The sequence below is a fragment of the Microbacterium sp. PI-SA-G genome, from assembly GCF_057215335.1.
In genome coordinates, this window is sequence record NZ_CM170103.1 from 2,250,096 (window position 1) to 2,272,801 (window position 22,706).

The following is a 22,706-nucleotide window of genomic DNA, read 5'->3' on the forward strand; positions in this document are numbered from 1 at the left end:
GACAGAGGTCATGAGGCGATCTCGACGCGCGGGTCGAAGGCGACGTACCCGGAGAAGTCCGTGCCCACGCGGTCGAATGCCGAGGGGTACGGGGTGGGGTACGACCAGGCGAGGTCCTTGTGCAGGCCGTCGTCGGTCTGCACCGAGAAGTACTGCGCCGCGCCCTTCCACGGGCACGTGTACGCCGTGGGGCTCTCGACGAGCGCACCCTCGGTGATGGATGCCGGAGGGAAGTACCAGTTCCCCTCGATCTTCACGAGATCGCTCTCGGGTGCTTCAGCGATGACGGTTCCTGCGAGTACAGCCTTCATGGTCTTGCTCCTCAGGTTCGGATTCGAGCGTATAAGAGGCCACTGACATCGCGCCTGGCTGGCGCGATGTCACGTCAGAGTGAGAAATATAGTGTGCGATCGTCGGGGCGCACAGAAGTGCTCCCTGCATCCACTCTCTGTTCGGAGCGGATGCCGAAACGGATTCCGCTCATGCCGAATCCCGCCCATAGGTCTCGAGCAGCCGCAGCCAGACCTCGCTGACCGTGGGGTACGACGGCGCCGCGTGCCACAGCCGCGTGATCGGGACCTCCCCCACCACGGCGATGGTGGCGGCGTGCACGAGCTCCGCGACCTCGGGTCCGACGAACGTCGCGCCCAGCACGACACCGCGGTCGGTGTCGACCACGAGCCGCGCCTGGCCGGCGTAGCCGTCCTCGTAGAGGCTCGACCCGGCGACCGCACCGAGGTCGTAGTCGACGGCGCGGACCGCATGCCCCGCCTCGCGCGCCTGGCGCTCGGTGAGTCCGACCGACGCGACCTCGGGGATCGAGAACGTCACCTGCGGCGTCGCGGCGTGATCCGCCGTGGCGACGTGGCGTCCCCACGGAGCGTCGTCGACGTCGGCGCCGTTCGCCCGCGCCACGATCACATCTCCCACCGCACGCGCCTGGTACTTGCCCTGGTGCGTCAGCAGCACCCGCCCGTTGACGTCGCCCACCGCGTACAGCCAGTCCGAGCCGGGAACACGCAGCGTGTCATCCGTCTCGATCCACCTGCCCGGCGTGAGACCGGCGATCTCGAGGCCGATGTCGTCGCTGCGGGGTGAACGCCCGGTCGCGGCCAGCACCTCGGTCGCGACCACAGTCGACCCGTCGGCAAGGGTGATCGTGACGCCGTCGTCGCCGCGGCGCACCGATGTCGTGCCCGTGTCGGTGTGGACGGTGACGCCGAGCTCGCGTAGCCCCGCCGTGACCCGTTCTCCGGCGAAGGGCTCCATGCCGCCCAGCAGCGAGCCGCGGGCGATCAGGGTGACCGTCGAGCCGAGCGCCGCGTATGCGGTGGCCATCTCGACCGCGACCACGCCGCCGCCGATGATCGCCAGCGAGTCGGGCAGCTCCTCGGCGCTGGTGGCCTCGCGGCTCGTCCACGGAGAGGCCTCGCGGAGTCCGTCGATGGGCGGGACGACGGCATCCGACCCCGTGCTGATCGCCACCGCATGGCGTGCGCGCAGCACGCGCGTGCCGCCGTCGGCGTCGGTCACCGTCACCTCGCGCTCGCCCGTCAGCCGCCCGTGGCCGCGTGCCAGATCGATGCCGGCGGAGTCGAGCCAGGACACCTGTCCGTCATCCGACCAGTTGCTGGTGAACGAGTCGCGGCGGTCGAACACGGCGCGTACGTCGAGCTTTCCCGTCACGGCCTCGGCCGCGCCCGCGACGTGCTGCGCGGCACGCAGAGCCTGCGCCGAGCGCAGCAGCGCCTTCGACGGCATGCACGCCCAGTACGAGCACTCCCCGCCGACGAGTTCGCTCTCGACGATGATCGCGGTCAGCCCGCCCTGCACAGCCCGGTCGGCGACGTTCTCCCCGACGGGACCCCCGCCCACCACGATCAGGTCGTACTCGTTCGTGGATGTGTTCTCAGCACTCATGTGCCCAGCCTCTCGTCGCGGGGGGTGTTGTTCAAGCCCAACGTCGGATGACGGGGCGGATGTTCCCGACGTCCCGGTGTTCACAATTCAGCAAGAACTGGCCCGGGGTCGGCGAAACGGGGCGATCCGGGCGCGGAACGCCCGTTCTCTGCTGAGTTGTGAACGCGCACCCGACGAGACCGGACGGCGATCCGCCCAAACCCGCCTCAGCGCACCGGCAGGAAGCAGGTCGGCGCGGGCACGGCGGTCTCGTGCCGGATGCCGAGGGGGGCGCCCGTGCGCTCATCGAGGTCGAGCAGCGTCATCGTGTCGGAGCGCTGCCCCGCGACGAGCATCTTGCCCTCGAACACCAGGTGATGACGCGGCCAGTCGACTCCGGAGTCGGCGAGCGCGAACGGCTCGAGCGTCTCGCCAGCGCCGCGCACCCGCAGCGCCGCGATCGTGTTGCTGCCGCGCAGCGCCGTGTACAGCGTGGCGCCGTCGCGCGTGCGGGCGAGTTCGGCCGGGAAGTCCACTCCCACCTGGGCGATCGGGCTCGACAGCACCGAAGACACCACGTGCCAGGTGCCGTCGACGGCCTTCGCGAGCGTGAAGACCTCGCACGAGTACTCGGTCACCACGTGCAGGTGGCCGCTGGGGTGCATGACCATGTGCCGCGGACCGGTGCCCTCGGGCAGCACGACCTCGTGGTCGAGGCGCAGCCCGGTGCCGGACGGGCGCCAGATGCGCACGAGGTCGAATCCGAGGTCGGTGGTGGCGATGCGGCCGTCGGGGAGGAACGCGGCGGCGTGCGCATGCGAGGCGCGGTCGGTGTTGCCGTAGGGGTCGGATGCTGCCGCGCCCACGCCCGTGGTCACGGCATCCTTACGCGTGGTCGACCCACCCGGGGTCTCGGGCACGTCGTCGGGCTCGCCGAACAGCGCCGCCCGGAGTTCCGCCGCTTTGTCGACGGCCGCGCGCACGAGGCCGCCCGACGCGTCGAGGCCGAGTCGCACGACCCGCCCGTCGCCGTAGCAGCTGGCGATCAGCGAGCCGCCGTCGGGAGCTGCGGCGATGTGGCACACGGACTCGCCGACCACCACGGGCTCTCCCAGGGGCGTCAGCGCGCGATCGCCGCTGCGCGCGAAGGCCTGCACCGCGGCATCCCCCTCGAGGGCGGCGTACACGACGTCGAGTCGCGGGTGGGCGGCGAGCCATGAGGGCGACGGCGTCTGGGTCACGGGTCCGCGGTACGTGAGGCTGTTCGCCTCGCGCCCGGAGTCGCCCGCGAGCAGCCCGATGCCCTCGGCCTGCCCGTCCATGCCGGGGCCGTAGCCGCCGAGCCAGAACCGCGTCACGGCGACGCGCTCAGTCGAGCAGGTCGTGTCGCACGATGACCTGGTCGCGCTCGGGGCCGACGCCGATCACCGAGATTCGGGTGTTGCTCATCTTCTCGAGCGCGAGCACGTAGTCCTGCGCGGCCTGAGGCAGGTCCTCGAAGGTGCGTGCGGTCGAGATGTCCTCGCTCCATCCGGGGAAGTACTCCAGCACCGGCTTCGCGTGGTGGAAGTCCGTCTGGTTCACCGGCACCTCGTCGAAGTGCTCGCCGTCGACGTCGTACGCGACGCACACCGGCACCTTCTCGAGTCCGGTGAGGATGTCGAGCTTGGTGAGCACGAGGTCGGTGATGCCGTTGATGCGGGTGGCGTAGCGGGTGATCGGCGCGTCGTACCAGCCGACGCGACGCGGGCGACCGGTGGTCGTGCCGAACTCGAAGCCCTGCTTGCGCAGCCATTCGCCCTGCTCGTCGAACAGCTCGGTCGGGAACGGACCCGACCCGACACGGGTCGTGTACGCCTTGACGATGCCGACGATGCGGTCGAGCGCTCCCGGGCCGACGCCCGAGCCGGTCGAGGCGCCACCCGCCGTGGCGGACGACGACGTGACGAACGGGTAGGTGCCGTGGTCGATGTCGAGCATGGTGGCCTGGCCGCCCTCGAACACGACGACCTCGCCGCGGTCGAGCGCCTGCGAGATGAGGTAGCCGGTGTCGGCGACCATGGGCCGCAGCCGGTCGGCGTACGACAGCAGGTCTTCGACGATCTCGTCGGCGGTGATCGCGCGGCGGTTGAAGATCTTCACCAGCAGGTGGTTCTTCTGGTCGAGGGCGCCCTCGACCTTCTGGCGCAGGATGTTCTCGTCGAAGATGTCCTGCACGCGGATGCCGACGCGGTTGATCTTGTCGGCATAGGCGGGACCGATGCCGCGGCCGGTGGTGCCGATCATGCGCTTGCCGAGGAAGCGCTCGGTGACCTTGTCGAGTGTGCGGTGGTATGCCGTGATGATGTGCGCGTTGGCGCTGACGCGCAGGCGCGACACGTCGATTCCGCGAGCCGAGAGCGCCTCGAGTTCGAAGAACAGCACCTCGAGGTCGATCACGACGCCGTTGCCGATGACCGGGTTCACACCGGGAGAGAGGATGCCGGAGGGCAGGAGGTGCAGGGCGTACTTCTCGTCGCCGACGACGACGGTGTGCCCGGCGTTGTTGCCGCCGTTGAACTTCACCACCCAGTCGGTGCGCTCACCGAGAAGATCGGTGGCCTTGCCCTTTCCTTCGTCGCCCCACTGCACGCCGACGATCACGATTCCTGGCATGGGTATCCCCCTGGCTGCTGACCGGGATTCCACCGGCCGGATGAGCTGGCCCGAACGGGCGGTCCCATCCTATCGGGAGGCCTCTGCGGCGCCTGCGGGCTGCTTCCGGTCGCAGTTCCTGCCTGCTGCGGGCGGCGCGGGCGGCGCGAACTGCGACCGGAGCCGCGTCGCACGAGGCGAGGCGGCGCGAACTGCGACCGGAAGCGGAGCCGGATGCCGCACCGGCCCGGCCCGCGATGTGACGGAAAAGCGACGGATGCTGGCGCTTCGCGCCGTCGACGGATGTCGGAGGCCGGTGCGAGGATCGGGGCATGCCAGAAGCAGTATCCGGAGGCCCCGGCGTTCGCACGCCGAGCGTCGCCCTGAAAGCGCAGGGACCGCTCGTCCTGATCGCCGCCCTCGTGACGGTCGTGCTCTGGGCGTCCGCGTTCATCGGCATCCGCGGGGCGGGTCCGCACTTCGATCCGGGCTCGCTCGCGCTCCTGCGCATGGCGATCGGCAGCGCGGTGCTCGCGATCATCGCGGTGCGCCACGGCATCCGTCTTCCCGATCGTCGGCACTGGTGGCTCATCGCGGTGTGGGGCGTCGGCTGGTTCTGCGTCTACAACATCGCCCTCAACGCCGCCGAGCGCACGCTCGACGCCGGCACCGCCGCGATGGTGGTCAACCTCGCACCGCTCATGGTCGTGATCTTCAGCGGACTGTTCCTGCGCGAGGGGTTCCCGCGACCGCTCGTGATCGGCGCCCCGATCGCCTTCCTCGGCGTCGTGCTCATCGGCATGAACTCGTCGACGAGCGCGGGTCCCGACATCACGGGGCTGCTGCTCGCCCTCCTCGCCGCCGTGATGTACGCCGGCTGCACCCTCGTACAGAAACGGCTGCTCAGCGCCGGGACCGATGCGACGACGCTGACGTTCCTCGGCGCGGTCGCGGGTACCGTCGCACTGCTGCCGTGGGCCGGCAGTCTCATCGGCGCACTGCAGTCCGCGCCGCTCGACGCCACGCTGTGGGTCGTCTACCTCGGCATCTTCCCCACCGCGATCGCCTTCACGACGTGGGCGTACGTGCTGCAGCGCAGCACCGCAGGCCAGACCTCGGCGACCACGTACGTGGTGCCGGCCATCGCGATCCTGATGTCGTGGGCGATCCTCGGCGAGGTGCCCACGCCGCTGATGTTCCTGGGCGGCGCGCTGTGCCTGCTGGGTGTGCTCGTCACCCGACTGCGCTGGCGGCGGCGAAGCTGACGGCTGGCAGCGCCGAAGCTGACCGCCGCCCACCCACCATTGCCGGCCGACGGGACTCAGCCCGGGAGCACCGACAGCGGCTGACCGTGCAGACGACGGAACCACTGCTCCGCGGCATCCCCGTCGCCGGCGAGGATCGCTGCGCGGATCTGCGCGAGGTGATCGGCGCGCGACGCGGGCGTGCCCAGCATGACCCGCGACCGGCGCAGGTTGCGCGTCACGAGCAGGTCGACCGCGCGCATGCCTGCCACCAGCATCGGGTTGCGCGACTGCTGCGTGAGGTAGCCCACGAACATGCGCGACGACAGCATCAGGTCGGCAGCGTCGTCGGCGGCGGACGCCTCGATCATGCGATCCAGCAGTGAGACCGCCTCCTGCCGCGCCTCGGCGTCCATGCGTCGCGTCGCCAGGTGCAGCACGATGCCCGCCTGCTGGTTCGTGTACTCGAGCGTGTGGGCGATCGACTCCGTGGTGACCTCGGTCACGCGGGTGAAGCGGTTCGGCGACACCTCCACGAGTCCGAGCCAGGAGAGATGCCGCAGGGCTTCCCGCACCGGTGTGCGAGAGATCTCGAGTGCCTCGGCGATCTCCTTGTCGCTGATGCGCTGGCCGGGAGCGAGCCGCCCCTCCACGATCGCATCGCTGATGGTCTCGAAGACGCGCTCACCCAGCACCTCGCCGTCGCCGAGCGGCCCCAGACTTTCCCGCAGCGTCGAATCGCCCATGATCGTGCCTTCCCTCTGCCGAGTCCCCGGATGACGCCCGCCCGGCGCGCGGGTGACGCGACGGGGAGTGCGGGTGACGACGGTTTTCGGGTTACAGCTATGTATACCCATATACAAACACGTGCGAAAGACGCCTCTCGCAACGAATTCCCCGACCGCTACAGTGGCGGCGGAGGCGATATGAAAACCTGGTGGCCCTACATCCGCATCGTCGGATCGGCTCTCGCCGTCGCCGCGATCATCGCGCAGCTGACGCGCTCCCTCGAGATCGCCCGCGCGGCTGACACCGAGTACGGCGGGCATCTGCCGACCGTCGTGGCGAACTTCTTCAGCTTCTTCACCATCGAATCGAACGTGCTGGCGGCCGTCGCCCTCGCGATCGGCGGCGTCTGGGCACTCCGACAGAAGAGCGACGCCACCCCCGAGCCGCAGTGGCTCGCGGTGCTGCTCGTCTGCGCCAGCACCTACATGATCGTCACGGGCGTCGTGTACAACCTGCTGCTGCGCGGCATCGCGTTGCCCCAGGGCGCCACGGTCGGATGGTCGAACGAGGTGCTGCACGTGGTGATCCCGATCGTCATGCTCGCCGACGTGCTGTTCGCCCCGCGGCGGCGCACGGTGACTTGGAGCGCCGTGGGAATCGCCGCGATCTTCCCGATCGTGTGGGTCGTCTACACGCTCGTGCGGGCGAACCTCGTCATCGCGCCGGCGTCGGGCAACGCCTGGTGGTATCCGTATCCCTTCCTCGACCCGCACCAGCCCGGCGGCTACGGCGCGGTCAGCCTGTACGTGCTCCTCATCGCGGCCATCATCGTCGGCACCGCCGCCCTGGTCGTCTGGGTCGGTCGCCGCCGGGGCGTCGTCGTCAGCTGAGCGGTTACTCTGGTCGCGGGGGCTGAACGTGATGTGCACCTCCGTGTGAACGAGGGAGCCCCAGATGAACGAGCCCTACGCCTCGAGCCCGCCGATCGGTTCGGCCCCGCCGCCCCCTCCCGCGCCCCCGGCGCCGCAGACCGCGGCACCGCAGGCACCGCAGGCACCCGCTCCGGCACAGGCCCACGCCCCGGTGGGTCTGCGCAACCAAGACGCCCCCACGGCCGCCGAGATGGCGCGCGCCGGCGAGGTGCTGCGCGTCGTCTCCGACGCCTACTCCGCCAAGATGGTGGGTCAGGAGCGCCTGCGCACCAGCCTGCTCGTGTCGCTCATCGCCGGCGGGCACATTCTGCTCGAGAGCGTGCCGGGGCTGGCGAAGACCACCGCCGCGAGCACCCTTGCCGATACCGTGAAGGCGCAGTTCAAGCGCATCCAGTGCACGCCCGACCTGCTACCCAGCGACATCACCGGCAACCAGATCTACGACGCGGCGACCGGCTCGTTCCGCACGGTGCTCGGACCGGTGCACGCGAACTTCGTGCTGCTCGACGAGATCAACCGCTCGAGCGCCAAGACCCAGAGCGCCATGCTCGAGGCGATGCAGGAGCACCAGACCACGATCGGCGGCGAGGTGCACCACCTGCCGCAGCCGTTCCTCGTGATCGCGACGCAGAACCCCATCGAGCAGGAGGGCACCTACGAGCTGCCCGAGGCGCAGATGGACCGCTTCCTGCTGAAGGAGATCGTCGAGTACCCGAGCCCGGCCGAGGAGTTCGAGATCCTCAGCCGCATCGACTCCGGCGTGCTCGATCCCGACCGGCATGTGGCGAGCGCGGTCTCGCTCGACGACATCCGGATGCTGCAGGATGTCGCGAGTCGCATCTACGTCGACCCGGCCATCCGCAACTACATCGTGTCGATCGCCTACGTCACGAGGAACCCGGCGCCCTACATCGGCGAGGAACGCGCGCGGTACATCAAGTACGGCGCGAGCCCGCGTGCGAGCATCGCGTTCCTGCAGGCCTCCCGTGCGCTCGCCCTGCTCCAGGGACGCTCGCACGTGCTGCCCGAAGACATCCGCGAGCTGCGCCACCTCATCCTCCGTCACCGGGTCCTGCTGACCTTCGAAGCCGACGCCGAGGGCATCCGCAGCGAGGAGATCATCGACCAGATCTTCGCCTCCGTGCCGACGCCCTGACCTCTCCATGGCCAGCCTGATCGCGCAGGTGAAGAGCAAGCTCTTCATCCACTCGTCGCGCAAATCGATGCATGCGCTCGACGGCGCCTACGCATCGCTGCTGCACGGGCGCAGCCTCGACTTCGAGGACCTGCGCAAGTACGAGTACGGCGATCAGGTGCGCGACATCGACTGGCGTGCCACGGCGCGACTGGGCACGCCGCTGGTCAAGCGCTCGCGCGCCACGCGCATGCACACGATCCTGTTCGTGGTGGACTCCGGCCGGTCGATGGCCGCCCTCGCCGCCGACGAGCAGTCGAAGAAGGACCTCGCGATCCTCGCCACCGGCGCCCTGGGCGTGCTGACACTGCGCCACGGCGATGACTTCTCGGCCGTGTACGGCGACGCCGACCGGGTGCGCCGCCTGGCCCCCGGTCGCAGCGAGGGCGCGCTCGAGCACGCCCTGCGCACGATCGACCGCGCCATCACCGACAGCACCGCCCCGAGCGACCGCGATGCGCTGCTGTCGTACGTCACCCACACGATCTCGCGCCGCATGATCGTGGCGATCGTGACCGACGAGGCGCCCATCACCGACGAGACCGAGCGCATGCTCCGCCGTCTGCGCGTGCAGCACGACGTGCTGTGGCTGACCGTGCGCGACGCCGACCCCGTGCTCGATCACCCGACCGGTCGCACCCGCAGCGACGTCGACAGCCTCTGGGAGGTTCCTGACTTCGTGCAGGGCGACCTCGGCATCGTGCAGGAGCTCACCCGGCAGACGCAGGCCGACGCCGCGCGCCTCGCCGAGACGCTCACGCGCATGGAGATCAGTCACGCCGTGCTCGACGGTCAGACCGATGCCGTGTCGCAGCTGCTGCAGCTGCTGAACCGGAGGTCGAATGCCCGGTACTGACGAGCTGTACCCGCCCGCGCAGTACGGGTGGGGATGGATGCTGCTGGCCCTCGGCATCCTGCTCCTGCTGATCACCGCCGCGTGGCTCGTGGTGCTCCTCACCCGACCCCGTCGCGCCGACACGACCGGAGACGTGACGCAGCCGCCGCTACGCACCGAGGACGTGCTCTCGCAGCTGCGCACGGAGTACTTCGCCGAGATCGAGAAGATCGAGACGGACTACCGCGAGCGACGCCTCTCGCCCCGTGACGCGAATCTGCAGCTGAGCCGCGTGGTGCGCACCTTCGTCAACGAGTACAGCGGGCTCGAAGCCCCGGTGCTGGCGCTCGATGACCTGCGGGCGCGCGGCGTGCACCCCGCCCTGCTCGATGCGATGGGCCGCCACTACTACCCGAGCATCTTCCGCCAGGGCCCGCCGATCGATCCGATCGCCGGCGCCGAAGCTGCACGGACGGTGGTGCGCACATGGCACTAGCCAACCTCTGGGTGCTGCTGATCGCGGTCGGGGTCGCGATCGTCGCCATCGCGCTCGGTCTCTTCCTCGGCCTGCGCCGCACCGGTCACAGCGACACCGCCGACGCCGCCCGCATCGCCCGCGCCGAGCGCCTGCGCGCCCTGCCCGCGTTCCGTGCGGCGCTGACCCGCCGCGTGGTCGCGCTGACCGGCATCCTGGCGCTCGGCGCCGTCACTATCGTCGCGGCCGGAGTCGTGGCCGCTCGACCGATGTCGTCGCAGACCATCCAGCCCGTCAACACCAGCCGCGACATCATGCTGTGCCTCGACGTGTCGGGATCGATGAGCGAGGTCGACGTCGAGGTTCTCACGGTGTTCGAAGAGCTGCTCGAGGGCTTCGAGGGCGAGCGCATCGGGCTGACGATCTTCAACAGCTCGCCGGTGCAGATCTTCCCGCTGACCGACGACTACGACTTCATCCGCGGGCACCTCGAGCGCATCGTGCAGAGCTTCGACTACGCCGAGGAGATCCCCGAGCACTGGGTCGGCACGCTCAACGGCAACGGGGCGTCGCTGATCGGCGACGGGCTCGCCGCGTGCACGCTGGGCTTCGATCGCCCCGACGACGAGCGCTCGCGGTCGGTCATCTTCGCCACCGACAACGAGGTCAACGGCGCCTCGATCGTCTCGCTCGAGGAGGCCGCTGCGTTCGCCGCGTCGAAGGACGTGCGGGTGTTCGCCCTGAACCCGGTGCAGGGGAAGGATGCCGACGTCAGCGCCGAGCTCGCCGCCGCCGCCGAGGCCACGGGCGGTGCGGCCTTCGGGCTGCGCGACACCACGACCGTCGCCGACATCGTGGCGCAGGTGCAGGAGCAGGAGGCGACCGAGCTGCGCGGCGAGGCCCAGGTGGTGTGGGCTGACACCCCGGATCTCTGGATCGTCGTGTTGATGGCCGGGCTGCTCGCGTTCATCGTGGTGCTGTGGAGGGTGCGACTGTGATCCTCCAGCCCGTGCTGAATCCGCTGCTGCTCCTGCTGCTGTTCGCGCCCGTCATCGCCCTGGTCGTCTGGGTGATCGTGCGCCCGTCCGCCGCCGGCGCCCGCGATGCGTCACTGGGCCGGATCCGCGGTCACCGGGCCCTCTGGGCGATACGCCTGGTCATGGTGCTCGCCTGCCTCGTGATGCTGCTGCGCCCCGGCATCCCCGGCGGAGCCACCCAGACCCTCGCGACCGACACCGACGTCGTACTCGTGGTCGACACCACCGCGAGCATCGTCGCCGAGGACTGGAACGGCGACCAGCCCCGTCTCGACGGCGTGCGCGCCGACGTGCAGGCGCTGATCGCGGAGTACCCCGGCGCCCGCTTCGCCCTGGTCACGTTCGACGCGGCAGCAGAGCTGCGGATGCCGCTCACCACCGACACCACGGCACTGGTGGGGTCGCTCGGCGTGCTGCGGCCCGAGGTGACCAGCCAGTCCCGCGGCAGCTCGATCGGCATCGCCGCACCGCTCGTCGCCGAGACGCTGTCGGCCGCGGCCGAGGCCTCGCCGGACCGGTCGCGCATGGTGTTCTACTTCGGCGACGGCGAGCAGACCGTGACCTCGCCGCCGGAGCCGTTCAGCGCGAGCGCGGAGTACACCGACGGCGGAGCGGTGTTCGGCTACGGCACCGCCGAGGGCGGGCCGATGCGGATCACGACGGGTGGCGTCGGCGGTGACGACGCCGAGTACATCGAGTACGAGGGAGCGAACGCGCTGTCGACCATCGACGAGACGAACCTCGAGACCGTCGCCGATCAGCTCGGCGTCGACTACCAGCACCGCGCGGCCGACGTCGCGCCCGAGCTGCCTGACGCGCCGTCGACCACCACCACGTACGCGGAGTCCGGCGAGGTGGGCAACGTGGTCGAGCTGTACTGGATCGCCGCGCTGCTGATCGTGGCGCTGCTGGGCGTCGAGCTCGCGCGGGCGACGATGCTGATCGCCCGGCTGCGGCAGCTGCGCGCCCCGCGCACGGACGGGGGTGCGCGATGACTGACCCCAACCCCGCCGCCGCTCTGCTCGAGGCGAATCGTCGGCGCCGCCGCATCCGTCGCTGGATCGCGATCGGCACCCTGCCCCTGACCCTCGCCGCTCTGCTGCTCGTGGGCAAGGTGCTCAGCATGTATGCCTTCGCGCACCAGTCGATCACCGCGTATGTGGTCGACGAGTACGCCGGGTCGGAGTCGGCCGCCCGCGGCCAGGAGTTCCTCAACTGGTTCGAGCCGGCCAAGGCGCCGTACAACGTCGGCACCGCGCTCGCGGGTGCCGAGAGGCTGCCCGAGGCGCGGGCGAAACTCGAAGAGGCGCTCCCTCTCGCGCAGGGCCTCGAGGTCTGCGCCGTGCGCATCAACCTGGCCTTCGTGATCGAGCGGATGGGCGATGCCGCCCGCGCCGACGGGGACGGCGCGGGGGCGGCGAGCCTCTATGGCGAGGCGCTCACGATCACGCTCGACACCCCCGACGAATGCCGCACCGACGAGGCGCAGCAGCAGTCGCCCGATCCGCAGCGCGACATGGAAGACACCCTCGACGACGCCGAGCGGCGCCTCACCGAGAAGCAGCAGCAGGAGCAGCAGCCCCCGCCGCCGCCCGAGGAGCAGCCGCAGCCCGAAGAGGAGCCGCAGCCCTCTGACGACAAGCTGCAGGAGTTGCAGGACAAACTCGACCAGGGCACGCAGGAGCGCGATCAGCAGCAGGACGGCGACGACCCCGGCGGCTCCGGAACGGACAAGCCATGGTGATGGATCACGAGAAGCAGCGCGCACGGTACATCGCGGGGACCGAGGGTGCGCCACCCGTTCCGCCGCCCGGGGGCTACCGCGGTGCACGGCGAGCGCAGGGTCCCGACTCATGGGTGCCGCCGGTCCCTGTCGCCCCGACCGCGGGCGACGATGAGAAGACCACGGCGAACGCGCTCGGGTGGATCGCGCTGGTCGCCGGCATCCTGTTCGTGCTGATCCTGTTCGGCACGCTGCTCGCCGGCGCCACCGACCTGCTCTACGGCGTGACGATGATCGCGCTGCAGCTGATCGTGGTGGGAGTCGTGATCGCGGCCCTCATCTCTCCGCGTGGACGCCGTCTGGGCGCGGTCGCGCTCGTCGTGACGATCCTGTTCAACGTGGCGACCGTCGGCGGCATGAGCGCGCTGCAGACGTCGGCCTCGGGCAACTACGACGGCGCCAAGACCGACGAGCAGAAGCACGCCGAGGCGTACCCCGGCATCAAGGGGACCAACCCGCAGGACGTACTGGCGCAGCAGTCGCTCGAGCAGGTGCGCTCCGACGCCGACGGCCTGTTCGCCGAGGTGCGGGCACGGCTCACCGACGAGTTCGGCTACACCTGGACGCAGGTCGGCGAAGAAGACCTGCGCCCGGAGCGCAACGGCTACGGCGGAGAGTCGATGCTGTACGAGTACGGCTCGGTGGGCTGGGCGACGAACGAGCCGATCCAGGACTACTCGCGCAAGCTGGAGGTGATGCAGGTGATCGACGAGGTCGTCGTCGATCAGGGCCTGTGGGATCTGTACAGCTTCAACGAGCCCGGGATGTCGGGCATCGACCCAACCATGATCGCGAAGCTGTACGGCACCGATGACCCCCGCACGCAGCACACGTGGGAGTACTACAGCGAGAACTACCCCGACCCGCTGCGCTTCTACGCCAACGTGTACGACCTGTCGAACGACGCTACGGGTGACTTCCGAGTCACGCGCGAGGCGCAGAGCGCGCGCACGGGCGAGCCGCTCGAGGGGCTGCAGCTGCAGGTCATCGCGAGCGCCGTGCTCAGCGACGCCGACCGCGCCGAGTTCGAGCAGAAGCTGACGGAGTACCCGGGGTTCTGAGCCGCGGCGGCGTTCCACGCCACGACTCCCGCGGGCGCGGCGGTGCTCCGGTCGCAGTTCGTGCCGCCCGCCGGGCTTGCGGTCGCCAGTCGGCGGTGCTCCGGTCGCAGTTCGTGCCGCCCGCCGGCGTTCCGGTCGCAGTTGACGCCGTCGGCGGCGGCATCCGGCGGCAGCAACTGCGACCGGAAGGCGCCGGGCATGAGGCGCCGGGCATGAGGCGCCGGAGACCCGGCGCGCAACCCTCAGGCGGCGAGGCGCAGCAGCATCCGCGCGATGACGAACCGCGCCTGACCCCGCGGGGTGCGCGGGTCGTATCCGAGCTGGTCGATCAGTGCGGTCAGCCGGTCCTGCACGCTCGAGTGGTGTCGGCCGAGGCGCACGGCGGCGCCGCGCACGCTCTGCTCGTCGACGACCGCGTCGAGCAGTTCGCGGCTGCGCGCGTCGAGCATCGCGAGCGCGGCCGCATCCGGATGCATCGGCCCCGAGTCCGCAGCCTCGGCGATCAGCAGGAACGCACCGAGGTCACTTGCTGCGACGATGGGCTCCTCCGGCGTGCTCAGCCGCACGGCGATCAGCGCCGCCGCCCACGAGGCGGGCAGTTCCTCAGCCGCAACGGCCGTGCCGACACCGAGCCGCACGCCCGGTGCGTCGGTCCACGCGGCCTCAGCCGCAGCATCCGCCGTGACGATCGTCGCCCGGGTGAGTCCGTGCCGGGTCGCGACCACGGCGGACGGATGCTGCGCCGGCGCCGGGTCGGGCGGCGAGGCGATCACCCGCAGCCGCCCGGAGCCGAGGCGGAGCCGTGACACCGCGGCTGCCCGTTCCCCCGCGCTCGCGAACGCACTGATGCCGAGTTCGACCGCGCTCTCCGCTCCGCCCGAATGCCGCGCGCGGATGATGCCCAGCGCGAGCGTCAGACGCTCCAGGATCATCGCGTCGTTGGTGTGCGGGGCGCCGTCGCGCTCGATCCAGGCGACAGCATCCGGTCCACTGTCGCGCAGCGTCCAGGCGTCCCCCGGATCGAGGGGCTCGATGCGCACCCCGTCGGCGCGCACTCGCACGATCTGGCGGGCGTCACGATGCCCGACGGTCGCGCCGCTGAGCACCGCGGCTCCGCGCAGCATGCTCTCGACGCCCACCGAGCGCGTGACGAGCGTGTCGAAGTAGGAGACGACTTTGAGCGTCTCGCTCGCATCGGGGTCGAGGGCGGTGAGCCGCCCCAGCAGATCTTGCATGTGGGCTCCATCGCGCGGGATTCCCACCCTAGAGGGTCGCGTCCGACCCCCTGGGGAGGGAGTCACGCGAACAGGCGGTTCACCCAGTTGTCGCGGGCGGCGAGCATCGCCTGGGCGACCGCGGAGTGCGGCGCGAACGAATCGAAGCCGTGGAACCCGCCGGCCCAGACGTGCAGTTCCGCCTGCACCCCCGCCGCCCACAGCGCCGTGGCGTAGGCGACGTCCTCGTCGCGGAAGACCTCGGCGCTGCCGCAGTCGATGAACGCCGGCGGAAGACCCGAGAGGTCGGTCGCCCGGGCGGGGGCTGCGTAGATCGACACGTCGTCGGAGCCCCGACGGTCACCGAGGAGCGCCGACCATCCGGTCATGTTGGAGCCGCGGTCCCACACGCCGACGCCGTCGATCTGGTGGGTGGACACCGTCTCGTCGCGGTCGTCGAGCATGGGGTAGATCAGCAGCTGACCGATCAGCTCCGGGCCGCGGCGGTCGCGGGCGAGGAGTGCGGTCCCGGCCGCGAGTCCTCCGCCGGCGCTGGCGCCCCCGATCAAGAGCCGATTCGGGTCGATGCCGAGCTCGTCGGCGTGCTCGGCGGTCCAGAGCAGCCCCGCGTAGCAGTCCTCGACGGGATACGGATCGGGGAACTCGGGCGCGAGCCGATACTCCACGGTCACGATCACGCCGTTGTAGCGCTCTGCCCAGTCGAGGAAGCCGACCACGCCGATCCAGCGGTTGCCGAGGATCATGCCGCCGCCGTGCGTGTGGAAGAAGCCGGGGCCGGTGCCGGTGCGGCCCTCCTTCTCGACCACGGAGACCGTGATCTCGTCTCCGCCGTGTCCGGCGATCGTCACGTCACGACGCGAGAAGCCGCGCTCGGCCAGCACGCCGAAGATCTCCTCCTCGCCGCCGAGCGGTGCCTGACGCATCAGCGGGATCATCTCCGCCGTGAGCGTGGGCGGCATCTGATCCCCGATCAGGGCCAGCGCGGCCTCCAATTCCGGATCGAACGGGGGGCGTGCGGTCGTCGTGGTCATCAGAACTCCCTTGTTCTCGGCCGTCGGTGCGGCGGCGTCCCGCCAGCATCCTGCACGCGTCGATCGAGGGTAACCCGCCATTCGGGGCGGTTCCGCAGCCGTGGGGCCGCCGGGTGGCGGGTGGCGGGTGGCCCCGCCGGGCCTCGCCGGGTTCCGGTCGCAGTTGGCGTGGCCTCGCCGGGTTCCGGTCGCAGTTGGCGCCGTCGGCGGCGGCATCCGGCGGCAGCAACTGCGACCGGAACCACCCGCTAACCAGCCGCGGACCACCCGCGACGCGCCCGGCGACGCTCAGGACGCGAGCGCCAGCCCCGCGGCGAGCGCGAACCCGAGCACGGTCGCGAGCCCCGTCGCCTCCTTCGCCTTCGACTGCGCCTCGGGAACCATCGAGTCGACCAGCATCACCAGCAGCGCTCCCGCCGCGAACCCGCCGGCCGCGGCACGGAAGTCGTCGCCCGTGACGCTCGCGAGCGCGAAGCCCGCCACGGTGGCGACCGTGCAGACGACGGCGACCCCGGCCCAGAGCAGCAGCACGCGCGACTTCGCCATGCCGCCCTCGAGCAGGTCGGCGGCCGATCCGATCGATTCCGGCAGGTTCGACACGACGATCGCGACCACGAGGGCCACGCTCACCGGTTCGCCCGACGCCAGGCCGATGCCGAGCACGAGTTGCTCAGGGATGCCGTCGAGCAGAGCGCCGACGGCGAGCTGTCCTCCGCCCGCCTGGCCCTTCTTCCGGGCCGCGCGGGCGTCGAGGATGCGGGCGGCGAGGTAGTAGCTGAGCGCACCCGCCGCGACTCCTGCCACGAGCGGGATCGGGCCCGCGAGCGCCAGCCCCTCCTCCCACAGTTCGAACGCGATCGACGCCATCAGTGCGCCGGCGCCGAAGCCCAGCACGATCCCGAGCCACCGCGGCGGCCAAGTGCGCAGCAGCGCGAGCACCGCACCGACGAACAGCGGCGCGGCGGCCACCGCACCCCACAGCACTGCATCGCCCATCGTCGACCTCCCGCGCACACTCTGCCACGTCGGGCGAGCAGCGCAGAAGCGGCCTGCACAGTGCTCGACTTTACGAGATCATCCCCGATCGCCGGAGTGGACGAGCACGCATCGTCCGTCCCGTGTCCCCGAGGCTGTTTCATCGTCGGATGACCCGCCACTCCCGTAAACGTTTCATTGACGATGCCCGACCCAGAACATTACGCTGATTCTCGTGATCGGCGCCGATCGCACCGGTCAGTTGCTCGAACTCGTTCTCGTGCCGGCGCCCGACCCCGCCCTCATCATCCATGCCGATCGACTGCGGCCCGGTCGATACAAGTACCTCTGAGGAGACCGCATTGTCCGAGACGAGTGTCCGCGACGAACACGACCACGACATCGACGCCTTCATCGCCAGCATCCGCCCCGAGTCGATGCGAGACGCGTCCCGTCTGCGCGAGATCGCGGATGCTCGGGCAGCTCGCGGCGCCGCGGAAGCGCGCCTGACACTGGCCATCGCTGCGGCCCGGCAGGCCGGAGACTCCTGGACGATGATCGGCCTGGCACTGCGAACCTCCAAACAGAACGCGTTCCGCAAGTACGGTTCAGCGGTCTGACGCTGCCGCTCTCCGCGCCGTCATGCGGCACGGGGCGACACGCCGCCCGCCGATAGACTGGGAAGCATGTCCAAGGTCCTCCAGTCCCTGCCCGTCGGCGAGCGCGTCGGCATCGCCTTCTCCGGAGGACTCGACACCTCCGTCGCCGTCGCCTGGATGCGCGAGAAGGGCGCCGTGCCCTTCACGTACACGGGCGACCTCGGGCAGTACGACGAAGACGACATCGCGTCGATCCCGGGCCGCGCCCTCGAGTACGGCGCCGAAGCCTCGCGCCTGGTCGACTGCAAGACCGCGCTCGTCGAGGAGGGTCTGGTCGCCCTCTCGTGCGGCGCCTTCCACATCCGCTCGGGCGGCAAGACGTACTTCAACACGACTCCGCTCGGTCGCGCGGTCACCGGCACGCTGCTGGTGCGGGCGATGAAGGAGGACGGCGTCGACATCTGGGGCGACGGCTCCACCTACAAGGGCAACGACATCGAGCGCTTCTACCGCTACGGTCTGCTCGCCAACCCGCGCCTGCGCATCTACAAGCCGTGGCTCGACGCCGACTTCGTCACCGAGCTCGGCGGCCGCAAGGAGATGAGCGACTGGCTCGTCGCCCGCGACTTCCCGTACCGCGACTCCGCCGAGAAGGCGTACTCGACCGACGCGAACATCTGGGGCGCGACCCACGAGGCCAAGACGCTCGAGCACCTCGACGTGTCGCTCGAGACCGTCGACCCGATCATGGGCGTCAAGTTCTGGGACCCCTCGATCGAGATCGAGACCGAAGACGTCACGGTCACGTTCGAAGCCGGCCGCCCGGTCGCCATCAACGGCACCTCCTACTCCGACCCGGTCGCCCTCGTCATGGAGGCGAACACGATCGGCGGACGCCACGGACTCGGCATGAGCGACCAGATCGAGAACCGCATCATCGAGGCCAAGTCGCGCGGCATCTACGAGGCACCGGCCATGGCGCTGCTGTTCATCGCGTACGAGCGTCTGGTCAACGGCATCCTGAACGAGGACACCCTCGCGACGTACCACGAGCAGGGTCGGCGCCTGGGTCGCCTGATGTACGAGGGCCGCTGGCTCGAGCCGCAGTCGCTCATGCTGCGCGAGTCGATCCAGCGCTGGGTCGGCCTGACGATCTCGGGCTCGGTCACGATCCGCCTGCGCCGCGGCGACGACTGGACGATCCTCGACACCGTGTCGCCGAACCTGTCGTACGGCCCCGAGAAGCTGTCGATGGAGCGCGTCGGCGACGCCGCGTTCGGCCCCGTCGACCGCATCGGCCAACTCACCATGCGCAACCTCGACATCGCCGACTCCCGCTCGCGCCTCGAGCAGTACGCCGGGCTCGGCCTAATCGGCGGAGCGACCGGCGACCTCGTCGGCCGCGTCACCGCGGGCGAGTCGGGCGAGATCACCGGTTCGGTGGAGTCGGTCGACGAGCGGCTCGCCGATGCCGTCGACACCGCATCCGAGGGTGCGGCGTTCGACTCCGGCACGGACTGACACTCCGGCGACACAGACACCCGAAGGGGGCGGATGCTGCGGCATCCGCCCCCTTCGTCGTGCTCGTGCCGTCCGTGCGCCGTTCACAATTCAGCAGATCTGCGCCGAGATGCGTCGCATCCGGCTCTACCGCGACGAGAACGCACGTTCTTTGCTGAGTTGTGAACGCAGCACCGGGCGCACCCTGTGAGTACTCCGAGTTATCTTGCACAACAGTGTGCACAATACGTACGATGGAGGCATGACCTCCCGTGCTCCCCGTCGCGACGCCGTCGAGAACCGACTCGGCATCCTCGCCGCCGCGCGCTCCGCCCTCGCGCTCGACCCGCGCGCCTCGATCGACGCCATCGCCCGCAGCGCCGGACTCTCGCGCCGCACGCTTTACGGGCACTTCGACGACCGCGAGGCGCTCATCCGCGAACTCATCGACCACGGCGCACAGCGCTTCAACGCGATCGCCGCCTCAGTCGCCGATGCCGACGCCCGCCTCGCACTCGCACGCCTGGCCGCACGGCTGTGGCACGAGGCCGCGCACGTGCAGGTCACCGCGGCCCTCGCCCTCGATGAGGCGCATGTCGAGCACACCGCGCAGGCGCTCGCCCCGCTCCGTCGCGCGGTCGTGGATCTCACGCGGCGCGGCCAGGCCGACGGCTCCTTCCGCGGCGACATCGACGCCCCCACGCTCGCACGCCTGATCGAGGAGATGGCCCGCATCGTGGTGTCGCGGACGGATGCCGCAGCCGACGCCGCATCCGGAGTCGCCGTGCGCGCGGTGCTGTCGATCGCCGGGCTGTCGTGGCGCGAGGCCGACGAGCTGCTGACGTCGAACCCCGCGATCCTCGCCGAAACCTCAGAGACACCCGAAACCCCCGAGGCCACCGCATGAGGATCACGCTGCACGCGGTGAGCAAGGGCCGCGGCGGGCAGGCTCTGCCGACGACGAGTCTCGAGTTCCACACCGGCGCCGTGCGCTTCGCCCTCGCCGAGACCGAGCAGCGGCCGACCGTGCTGGGTCTGATCGCGAGCGGACGCATGCGCCCCGACACCGGCCACGTGACGATCGACGGAGCCGCGAACGCGAAGGACATCCGCCGGCGTGTGGCCCTCGTCGACGCGCCGGACGCGAGCGATCCGCACGCCGACATCACTCTCGCGGGAGTCGTCGGCGAAGAGCTGATGTTCGCGGGCGTGGGTGCGACACCCCTGCACGCTCGACGCTGGCTGGCGCAGCTCGGCTACGAGGAGCTGCGACAGGTGCCCATCGGCGCGGTCGATCCGGCGGCACGGGTGCGGATCCTGTGCGAGCTCGCGGTGCTGCGCGAGGGAGTCGACGGCATCGTCCTCGTCTCTCCCGACCGGCACGGCGGAAGCCCCGACGGCTGGTGGCGCATCGCGTCGGAGTTCGCCGACCGTGGCTACGCGATGCTCGTGATCGTCGGCGGATCCGCAGCCGTCGCCCTCGAACGGATGCAGGAACTCGAAGCGATCAACGCATCCGGTCCCATCCCGGACTTCCCCTCCCTGCGCCAGGCTCCAGAGCCCGAGCCCGAGCCCGAGCCCGAGCCCGAGCCCGAGCCCGAGCCTGAACCCAACGAAACACCCTCCACGCCCGAAGACGGAGCCGCACGATGAAGGTCCCCTCGATGATCGCCGCCGAGCTGCGACGACTCACCGCCAGCCGTATGGGAGTGATCGCGCTGATCGCGCTGGTGTGCGTGCCGATCCTCTACGGCGGCCTGTACCTGTGGGCGAACCAGGATCCGTATGCGAAGTTCCCCGACGTCCCGGTCGCGCTCGTGGTCGGAGACGACGGCGCCCCCACACCGACCACCGGCAACGCCGCCCCTACGGGCGAGACCGTGAACTACGGCCAAGACGTCGCTGACAACCTGATCGAGGGCAACGCCTTCGACTGGCAGCGCATGAGCGCCGAGGGCGCGGCCGCGGCCCTCCGCCACGGCGACGTCGACTTCACCGTGACGATCCCGTCGGACTTCTCGGCCGCGCTGACGTCTGCCGCCGGCGATGCGCCGCATCAGGCACGCATCGAGCTCGAGACGAACGACGCGAACAACTACCTCGCGTCGTCGATGGGCACTCAGGCGGTCGAGAAGATCCGCAGCTCCGTCGCCGAGATGGTCGGCAGCGAGGCCGCCGAACGACTTCTCACCGGACTCAGCGATGTGCGCGACAGCCTGGTCTCGGCCACGGACGGCGCCACTCAGCTCACCGACGGCGCCGACGCTGCGGCATCGGGCAGCACGACTCTCGCCGACGGCACGGCCGAGCTCGCCGACGGCACTGCCCAGCTGTCAGCCGGGGCACAGCAGCTAGCCACCGGTGCACAGCAGCTCGCGTCGGGTGCGCAGCAGGTGAGCGACGGCAATCGGCAGCTCGCCGACACCGCCGATCGAGCCGGTGCCGCCGTGCAGCATGCGGCCGATGTTCTGCCGCAGGTGCGCACCGACATCGCCGACGTGCTCGCCGACCGCGGGCTGACCGGCGACGAGATCGACCAGGTGCTCGCCCGCCTCGACCCGGTGGGCGCTCGACTCGAAGAGGGCAACAGCCGGGTTCAAGCGGCGGTCGGCAAGGTCGATCAGCTGGCGACCGGAGCCGCGACCCTCGCCTCGGGTGCTTCCGATCTCGCGTCCGGCGCCGGCACGCTCGCGTCCGGCGCTGACGCGGCCGCCACCGGGGCGGCAGCCGCGAACGACGGCGCTGCACAGCTGCGTGACGGCCTGCAGACCCTGGCGTCGGGCACCGCCGAGCTGCGTGACGGGCTCGCCGCCGGGGTCGAGCAGATCCCGGCATCCACCCCCGAATTGCGCACGCTCCAGGCCGACACCATCGCCGACCCGGTGAAGGTGTCGAGCGACAAGGTGGCGTCCGCCGAGGACTACGGCGCCGGGCTCGCGCCGTTCTTTGCGGCGCTGTCGGCATGGATCGGCATCTACGCCCTCTTCCTGATCGTCAAGCCGATCTCACGGCGGGCGATCACCGCGCTGCATTCTCCGGTGCGCATCACGCTCGCGGGCTGGTTCACGCCGGCGATGCTCGGCGCGGTGCAGATGGTGGGGTTGATGGGCATCCTGGCGATCACCCTCGGGTTCACGTTCAACCACCCGCTGGGCACGCTCGGGGTGATGGTGTTCGCGTCGGCGACGTTCGCGGCGATCATCCTCGCGCTGAACGTCTGGCTCGGATCCGTCGGGCAGTTCCTCGGACTCGTGCTGATGGTGCTGCAACTCGTCACCGCGGGCGGCACCTTCCCGTGGCAGACGCTGCCCACGCCCCTGGCCGCTCTGCATCATGTGCTGCCGCTCGGGTACGTCGTCGATGCCATGCGTCAGCTGATGTACGGCGGCGATCCGGCGCGCGCGGCCTGGGATCTCGCGGTGCTCGGCATGTGGCTCGTGGGGGCGCTGCTCTTCGCGATGCTCGGGGTCACGCGCATGACGCACCGCCGCACGTTGCGCGATCTGCAGCCGAGCCTGATCGGCTGATCCGCGCGCACGAGT

22 protein-coding genes are annotated in these 22,706 nt (G+C 70.4%); 14 read left to right on the forward strand and 8 right to left on the reverse strand.

Going from position 1 to position 22,706, the window contains the following annotated elements; genetic code table 11:
* Positions 1 to 8: 8 nt before the first annotated feature.
* From AC2D10_RS11020 to AC2D10_RS11035, 4 genes are all read right to left on the reverse strand, one after another.
* A complete protein-coding gene (locus AC2D10_RS11020) occupies positions 9 to 311 on the reverse strand; it encodes a DUF427 domain-containing protein (RefSeq protein WP_484707718.1) in 303 nt (100 codons plus the stop codon).
* Between the two features lie 169 nt (positions 312 to 480).
* Positions 481 to 1,920: a dihydrolipoyl dehydrogenase family protein gene (locus AC2D10_RS11025; RefSeq protein WP_484707719.1), complete on the reverse strand. Its 1,440-nt coding sequence runs from the start codon at positions 1,918 to 1,920 to the stop codon at positions 481 to 483.
* Positions 1,921 to 2,126: 206 nt separating this feature from the next.
* Positions 2,127 to 3,257, reverse strand: coding sequence for a lactonase family protein (locus AC2D10_RS11030; protein ID WP_484707720.1), 1,131 nt, complete (start codon positions 3,255 to 3,257; stop codon positions 2,127 to 2,129).
* Between the two features lie 10 nt (positions 3,258 to 3,267).
* Complete coding sequence (locus AC2D10_RS11035) at positions 3,268 to 4,554, reverse strand: adenylosuccinate synthase (protein WP_484707721.1); 1,287 nt, start codon at positions 4,552 to 4,554, stop codon at positions 3,268 to 3,270.
* A gap of 311 nt (positions 4,555 to 4,865) precedes the next feature.
* Here AC2D10_RS11035 and AC2D10_RS11040 point away from each other — a divergent pair, with 311 nt between their 5' ends.
* On the forward strand, positions 4,866 to 5,798 hold the full coding sequence (locus tag AC2D10_RS11040; RefSeq protein WP_484707722.1) for a DMT family transporter: 933 nt from the start codon (positions 4,866 to 4,868) through the stop codon (positions 5,796 to 5,798).
* A 56-nt stretch (positions 5,799 to 5,854) separates the two neighbouring features.
* On the opposite strand, the gene AC2D10_RS11045 is transcribed toward AC2D10_RS11040, so the two are convergent.
* Entirely contained in the window at positions 5,855 to 6,523 is a 669-nt protein-coding gene (locus AC2D10_RS11045; protein ID WP_484707723.1) for a GntR family transcriptional regulator, read from the reverse strand.
* 180 nt (positions 6,524 to 6,703) lie between these two features.
* Here AC2D10_RS11045 and AC2D10_RS11050 point away from each other — a divergent pair, with 180 nt between their 5' ends.
* The 8 genes from AC2D10_RS11050 (at position 6,704) to AC2D10_RS11085 (ending at position 13,824) form a co-directional block, all read left to right on the forward strand.
* Positions 6,704 to 7,396 (forward strand): Pr6Pr family membrane protein, encoded by a 693-nt coding sequence (locus tag AC2D10_RS11050; RefSeq protein WP_484707724.1) that lies wholly within the window; start codon positions 6,704 to 6,706, stop codon positions 7,394 to 7,396.
* Between the two features lie 232 nt (positions 7,397 to 7,628).
* The gene (locus AC2D10_RS11055; RefSeq protein ID WP_484711846.1) at positions 7,629 to 8,594 is read left to right on the forward strand and encodes an AAA family ATPase; all 966 of its coding nucleotides are present in this window, start codon (positions 7,629 to 7,631) and stop codon (positions 8,592 to 8,594) included.
* A 7-nt stretch (positions 8,595 to 8,601) separates the two neighbouring features.
* Positions 8,602 to 9,489 carry a DUF58 domain-containing protein gene (locus tag AC2D10_RS11060; RefSeq protein WP_484707725.1) on the forward strand — a complete coding sequence of 296 codons (888 nt, stop codon included), beginning with the start codon at positions 8,602 to 8,604 and terminating at the stop codon, positions 9,487 to 9,489.
* Positions 9,476 to 9,964, forward strand: a complete 489-nt coding sequence (locus tag AC2D10_RS11065; RefSeq protein ID WP_484707726.1) for a hypothetical protein — start codon at positions 9,476 to 9,478, stop codon at positions 9,962 to 9,964. The genes AC2D10_RS11060 and AC2D10_RS11065 overlap by 14 nt, the downstream gene beginning before the upstream one ends.
* Complete coding sequence (locus AC2D10_RS11070; protein WP_484707727.1) at positions 9,955 to 10,941, forward strand: vWA domain-containing protein; 987 nt, start codon at positions 9,955 to 9,957, stop codon at positions 10,939 to 10,941. Before AC2D10_RS11065 ends, AC2D10_RS11070 begins: the two co-directional genes overlap by 10 nt.
* Positions 10,938 to 11,975 carry a vWA domain-containing protein gene (locus AC2D10_RS11075; protein WP_484707728.1) on the forward strand — a complete coding sequence of 346 codons (1,038 nt, stop codon included), beginning with the start codon at positions 10,938 to 10,940 and terminating at the stop codon, positions 11,973 to 11,975. The genes AC2D10_RS11070 and AC2D10_RS11075 overlap by 4 nt, the downstream gene beginning before the upstream one ends.
* Positions 11,972 to 12,724, forward strand: a complete 753-nt coding sequence (locus AC2D10_RS11080; RefSeq protein WP_484707729.1) for a hypothetical protein — start codon at positions 11,972 to 11,974, stop codon at positions 12,722 to 12,724. Before AC2D10_RS11075 ends, AC2D10_RS11080 begins: the two co-directional genes overlap by 4 nt.
* Positions 12,724 to 13,824: a DUF4064 domain-containing protein gene (locus tag AC2D10_RS11085; RefSeq protein WP_484707730.1), complete on the forward strand. Its 1,101-nt coding sequence runs from the start codon at positions 12,724 to 12,726 to the stop codon at positions 13,822 to 13,824. Before AC2D10_RS11080 ends, AC2D10_RS11085 begins: the two co-directional genes overlap by 1 nt.
* Before the next feature lie 242 nt (positions 13,825 to 14,066).
* On the opposite strand, the gene AC2D10_RS11090 is transcribed toward AC2D10_RS11085, so the two are convergent.
* The 3 genes from AC2D10_RS11090 to AC2D10_RS11100 form a co-directional block, all read right to left on the reverse strand.
* A complete protein-coding gene (locus AC2D10_RS11090; protein ID WP_484707731.1) occupies positions 14,067 to 15,059 on the reverse strand; it encodes a hypothetical protein in 993 nt (330 codons plus the stop codon).
* A 62-nt stretch (positions 15,060 to 15,121) separates the two neighbouring features.
* Positions 15,122 to 16,090 carry an alpha/beta hydrolase gene (locus AC2D10_RS11095; protein ID WP_484707732.1) on the reverse strand — a complete coding sequence of 323 codons (969 nt, stop codon included), beginning with the start codon at positions 16,088 to 16,090 and terminating at the stop codon, positions 15,122 to 15,124.
* 288 nt (positions 16,091 to 16,378) lie between these two features.
* Positions 16,379 to 17,086 carry a ZIP family metal transporter gene (locus tag AC2D10_RS11100; RefSeq protein WP_484707733.1) on the reverse strand — a complete coding sequence of 236 codons (708 nt, stop codon included), beginning with the start codon at positions 17,084 to 17,086 and terminating at the stop codon, positions 16,379 to 16,381.
* A gap of 341 nt (positions 17,087 to 17,427) precedes the next feature.
* On the opposite strand from AC2D10_RS11100, the gene AC2D10_RS11105 reads away from it, so the two are divergent.
* The 5 genes from AC2D10_RS11105 to AC2D10_RS11125 all read left to right on the forward strand — a co-directional run bounded on the left by AC2D10_RS11105 (position 17,428) and on the right by AC2D10_RS11125 (position 22,691).
* Positions 17,428 to 17,685, forward strand: coding sequence for a hypothetical protein (locus AC2D10_RS11105; protein ID WP_484707734.1), 258 nt, complete (start codon positions 17,428 to 17,430; stop codon positions 17,683 to 17,685).
* A 66-nt stretch (positions 17,686 to 17,751) separates the two neighbouring features.
* Positions 17,752 to 19,185: an argininosuccinate synthase gene (gene argG / locus AC2D10_RS11110; protein ID WP_484707735.1), complete on the forward strand. Its 1,434-nt coding sequence runs from the start codon at positions 17,752 to 17,754 to the stop codon at positions 19,183 to 19,185.
* Positions 19,186 to 19,426: 241 nt separating this feature from the next.
* Complete coding sequence (locus AC2D10_RS11115) at positions 19,427 to 20,071, forward strand: TetR/AcrR family transcriptional regulator (RefSeq protein ID WP_484707736.1); 645 nt, start codon at positions 19,427 to 19,429, stop codon at positions 20,069 to 20,071.
* Positions 20,068 to 20,817, forward strand: a complete 750-nt coding sequence (locus AC2D10_RS11120) for a hypothetical protein (protein ID WP_484707737.1) — start codon at positions 20,068 to 20,070, stop codon at positions 20,815 to 20,817. The genes AC2D10_RS11115 and AC2D10_RS11120 overlap by 4 nt, the downstream gene beginning before the upstream one ends.
* A complete protein-coding gene (locus tag AC2D10_RS11125) occupies positions 20,814 to 22,691 on the forward strand; it encodes a YhgE/Pip family protein (protein ID WP_484707738.1) in 1,878 nt (625 codons plus the stop codon). The genes AC2D10_RS11120 and AC2D10_RS11125 overlap by 4 nt, the downstream gene beginning before the upstream one ends.
* Positions 22,692 to 22,706: the final 15 nt, after the last annotated feature.

Coding starts and splice junctions, on each gene's coding strand:
- AC2D10_RS11020 (WP_484707718.1), bottom strand. CDS start 311: ATGAAGGCTGTACTCGCAGGAACCGTCATCGCTGAAGCACCCGAGAGC.
- AC2D10_RS11025 (WP_484707719.1), bottom strand. CDS start 1,920: ATGAGTGCTGAGAACACATCCACGAACGAGTACGACCTGATCGTGGTG.
- AC2D10_RS11035 (WP_484707721.1), bottom strand. CDS start 4,554: ATGCCAGGAATCGTGATCGTCGGCGTGCAGTGGGGCGACGAAGGAAAG.
- AC2D10_RS11040 (WP_484707722.1), top strand. CDS start 4,866: ATGCCAGAAGCAGTATCCGGAGGCCCCGGCGTTCGCACGCCGAGCGTC.
- AC2D10_RS11045 (WP_484707723.1), bottom strand. CDS start 6,523: ATGGGCGATTCGACGCTGCGGGAAAGTCTGGGGCCGCTCGGCGACGGC.
- AC2D10_RS11050 (WP_484707724.1), top strand. CDS start 6,704: ATGAAAACCTGGTGGCCCTACATCCGCATCGTCGGATCGGCTCTCGCC.
- AC2D10_RS11055 (WP_484711846.1), top strand. CDS start 7,629: ATGGCGCGCGCCGGCGAGGTGCTGCGCGTCGTCTCCGACGCCTACTCC.
- AC2D10_RS11060 (WP_484707725.1), top strand. CDS start 8,602: ATGGCCAGCCTGATCGCGCAGGTGAAGAGCAAGCTCTTCATCCACTCG.
- AC2D10_RS11065 (WP_484707726.1), top strand. CDS start 9,476: ATGCCCGGTACTGACGAGCTGTACCCGCCCGCGCAGTACGGGTGGGGA.
- AC2D10_RS11070 (WP_484707727.1), top strand. CDS start 9,955: ATGGCACTAGCCAACCTCTGGGTGCTGCTGATCGCGGTCGGGGTCGCG.
- AC2D10_RS11080 (WP_484707729.1), top strand. CDS start 11,972: ATGACTGACCCCAACCCCGCCGCCGCTCTGCTCGAGGCGAATCGTCGG.
- AC2D10_RS11085 (WP_484707730.1), top strand. CDS start 12,724: ATGGATCACGAGAAGCAGCGCGCACGGTACATCGCGGGGACCGAGGGT.
- AC2D10_RS11090 (WP_484707731.1), bottom strand. CDS start 15,059: ATGCAAGATCTGCTGGGGCGGCTCACCGCCCTCGACCCCGATGCGAGC.
- AC2D10_RS11095 (WP_484707732.1), bottom strand. CDS start 16,090: ATGACCACGACGACCGCACGCCCCCCGTTCGATCCGGAATTGGAGGCC.
- AC2D10_RS11100 (WP_484707733.1), bottom strand. CDS start 17,086: ATGGGCGATGCAGTGCTGTGGGGTGCGGTGGCCGCCGCGCCGCTGTTC.
- argG (WP_484707735.1), top strand. CDS start 17,752: ATGTCCAAGGTCCTCCAGTCCCTGCCCGTCGGCGAGCGCGTCGGCATC.
- AC2D10_RS11115 (WP_484707736.1), top strand. CDS start 19,427: ATGACCTCCCGTGCTCCCCGTCGCGACGCCGTCGAGAACCGACTCGGC.
- AC2D10_RS11120 (WP_484707737.1), top strand. CDS start 20,068: ATGAGGATCACGCTGCACGCGGTGAGCAAGGGCCGCGGCGGGCAGGCT.
- AC2D10_RS11125 (WP_484707738.1), top strand. CDS start 20,814: ATGAAGGTCCCCTCGATGATCGCCGCCGAGCTGCGACGACTCACCGCC.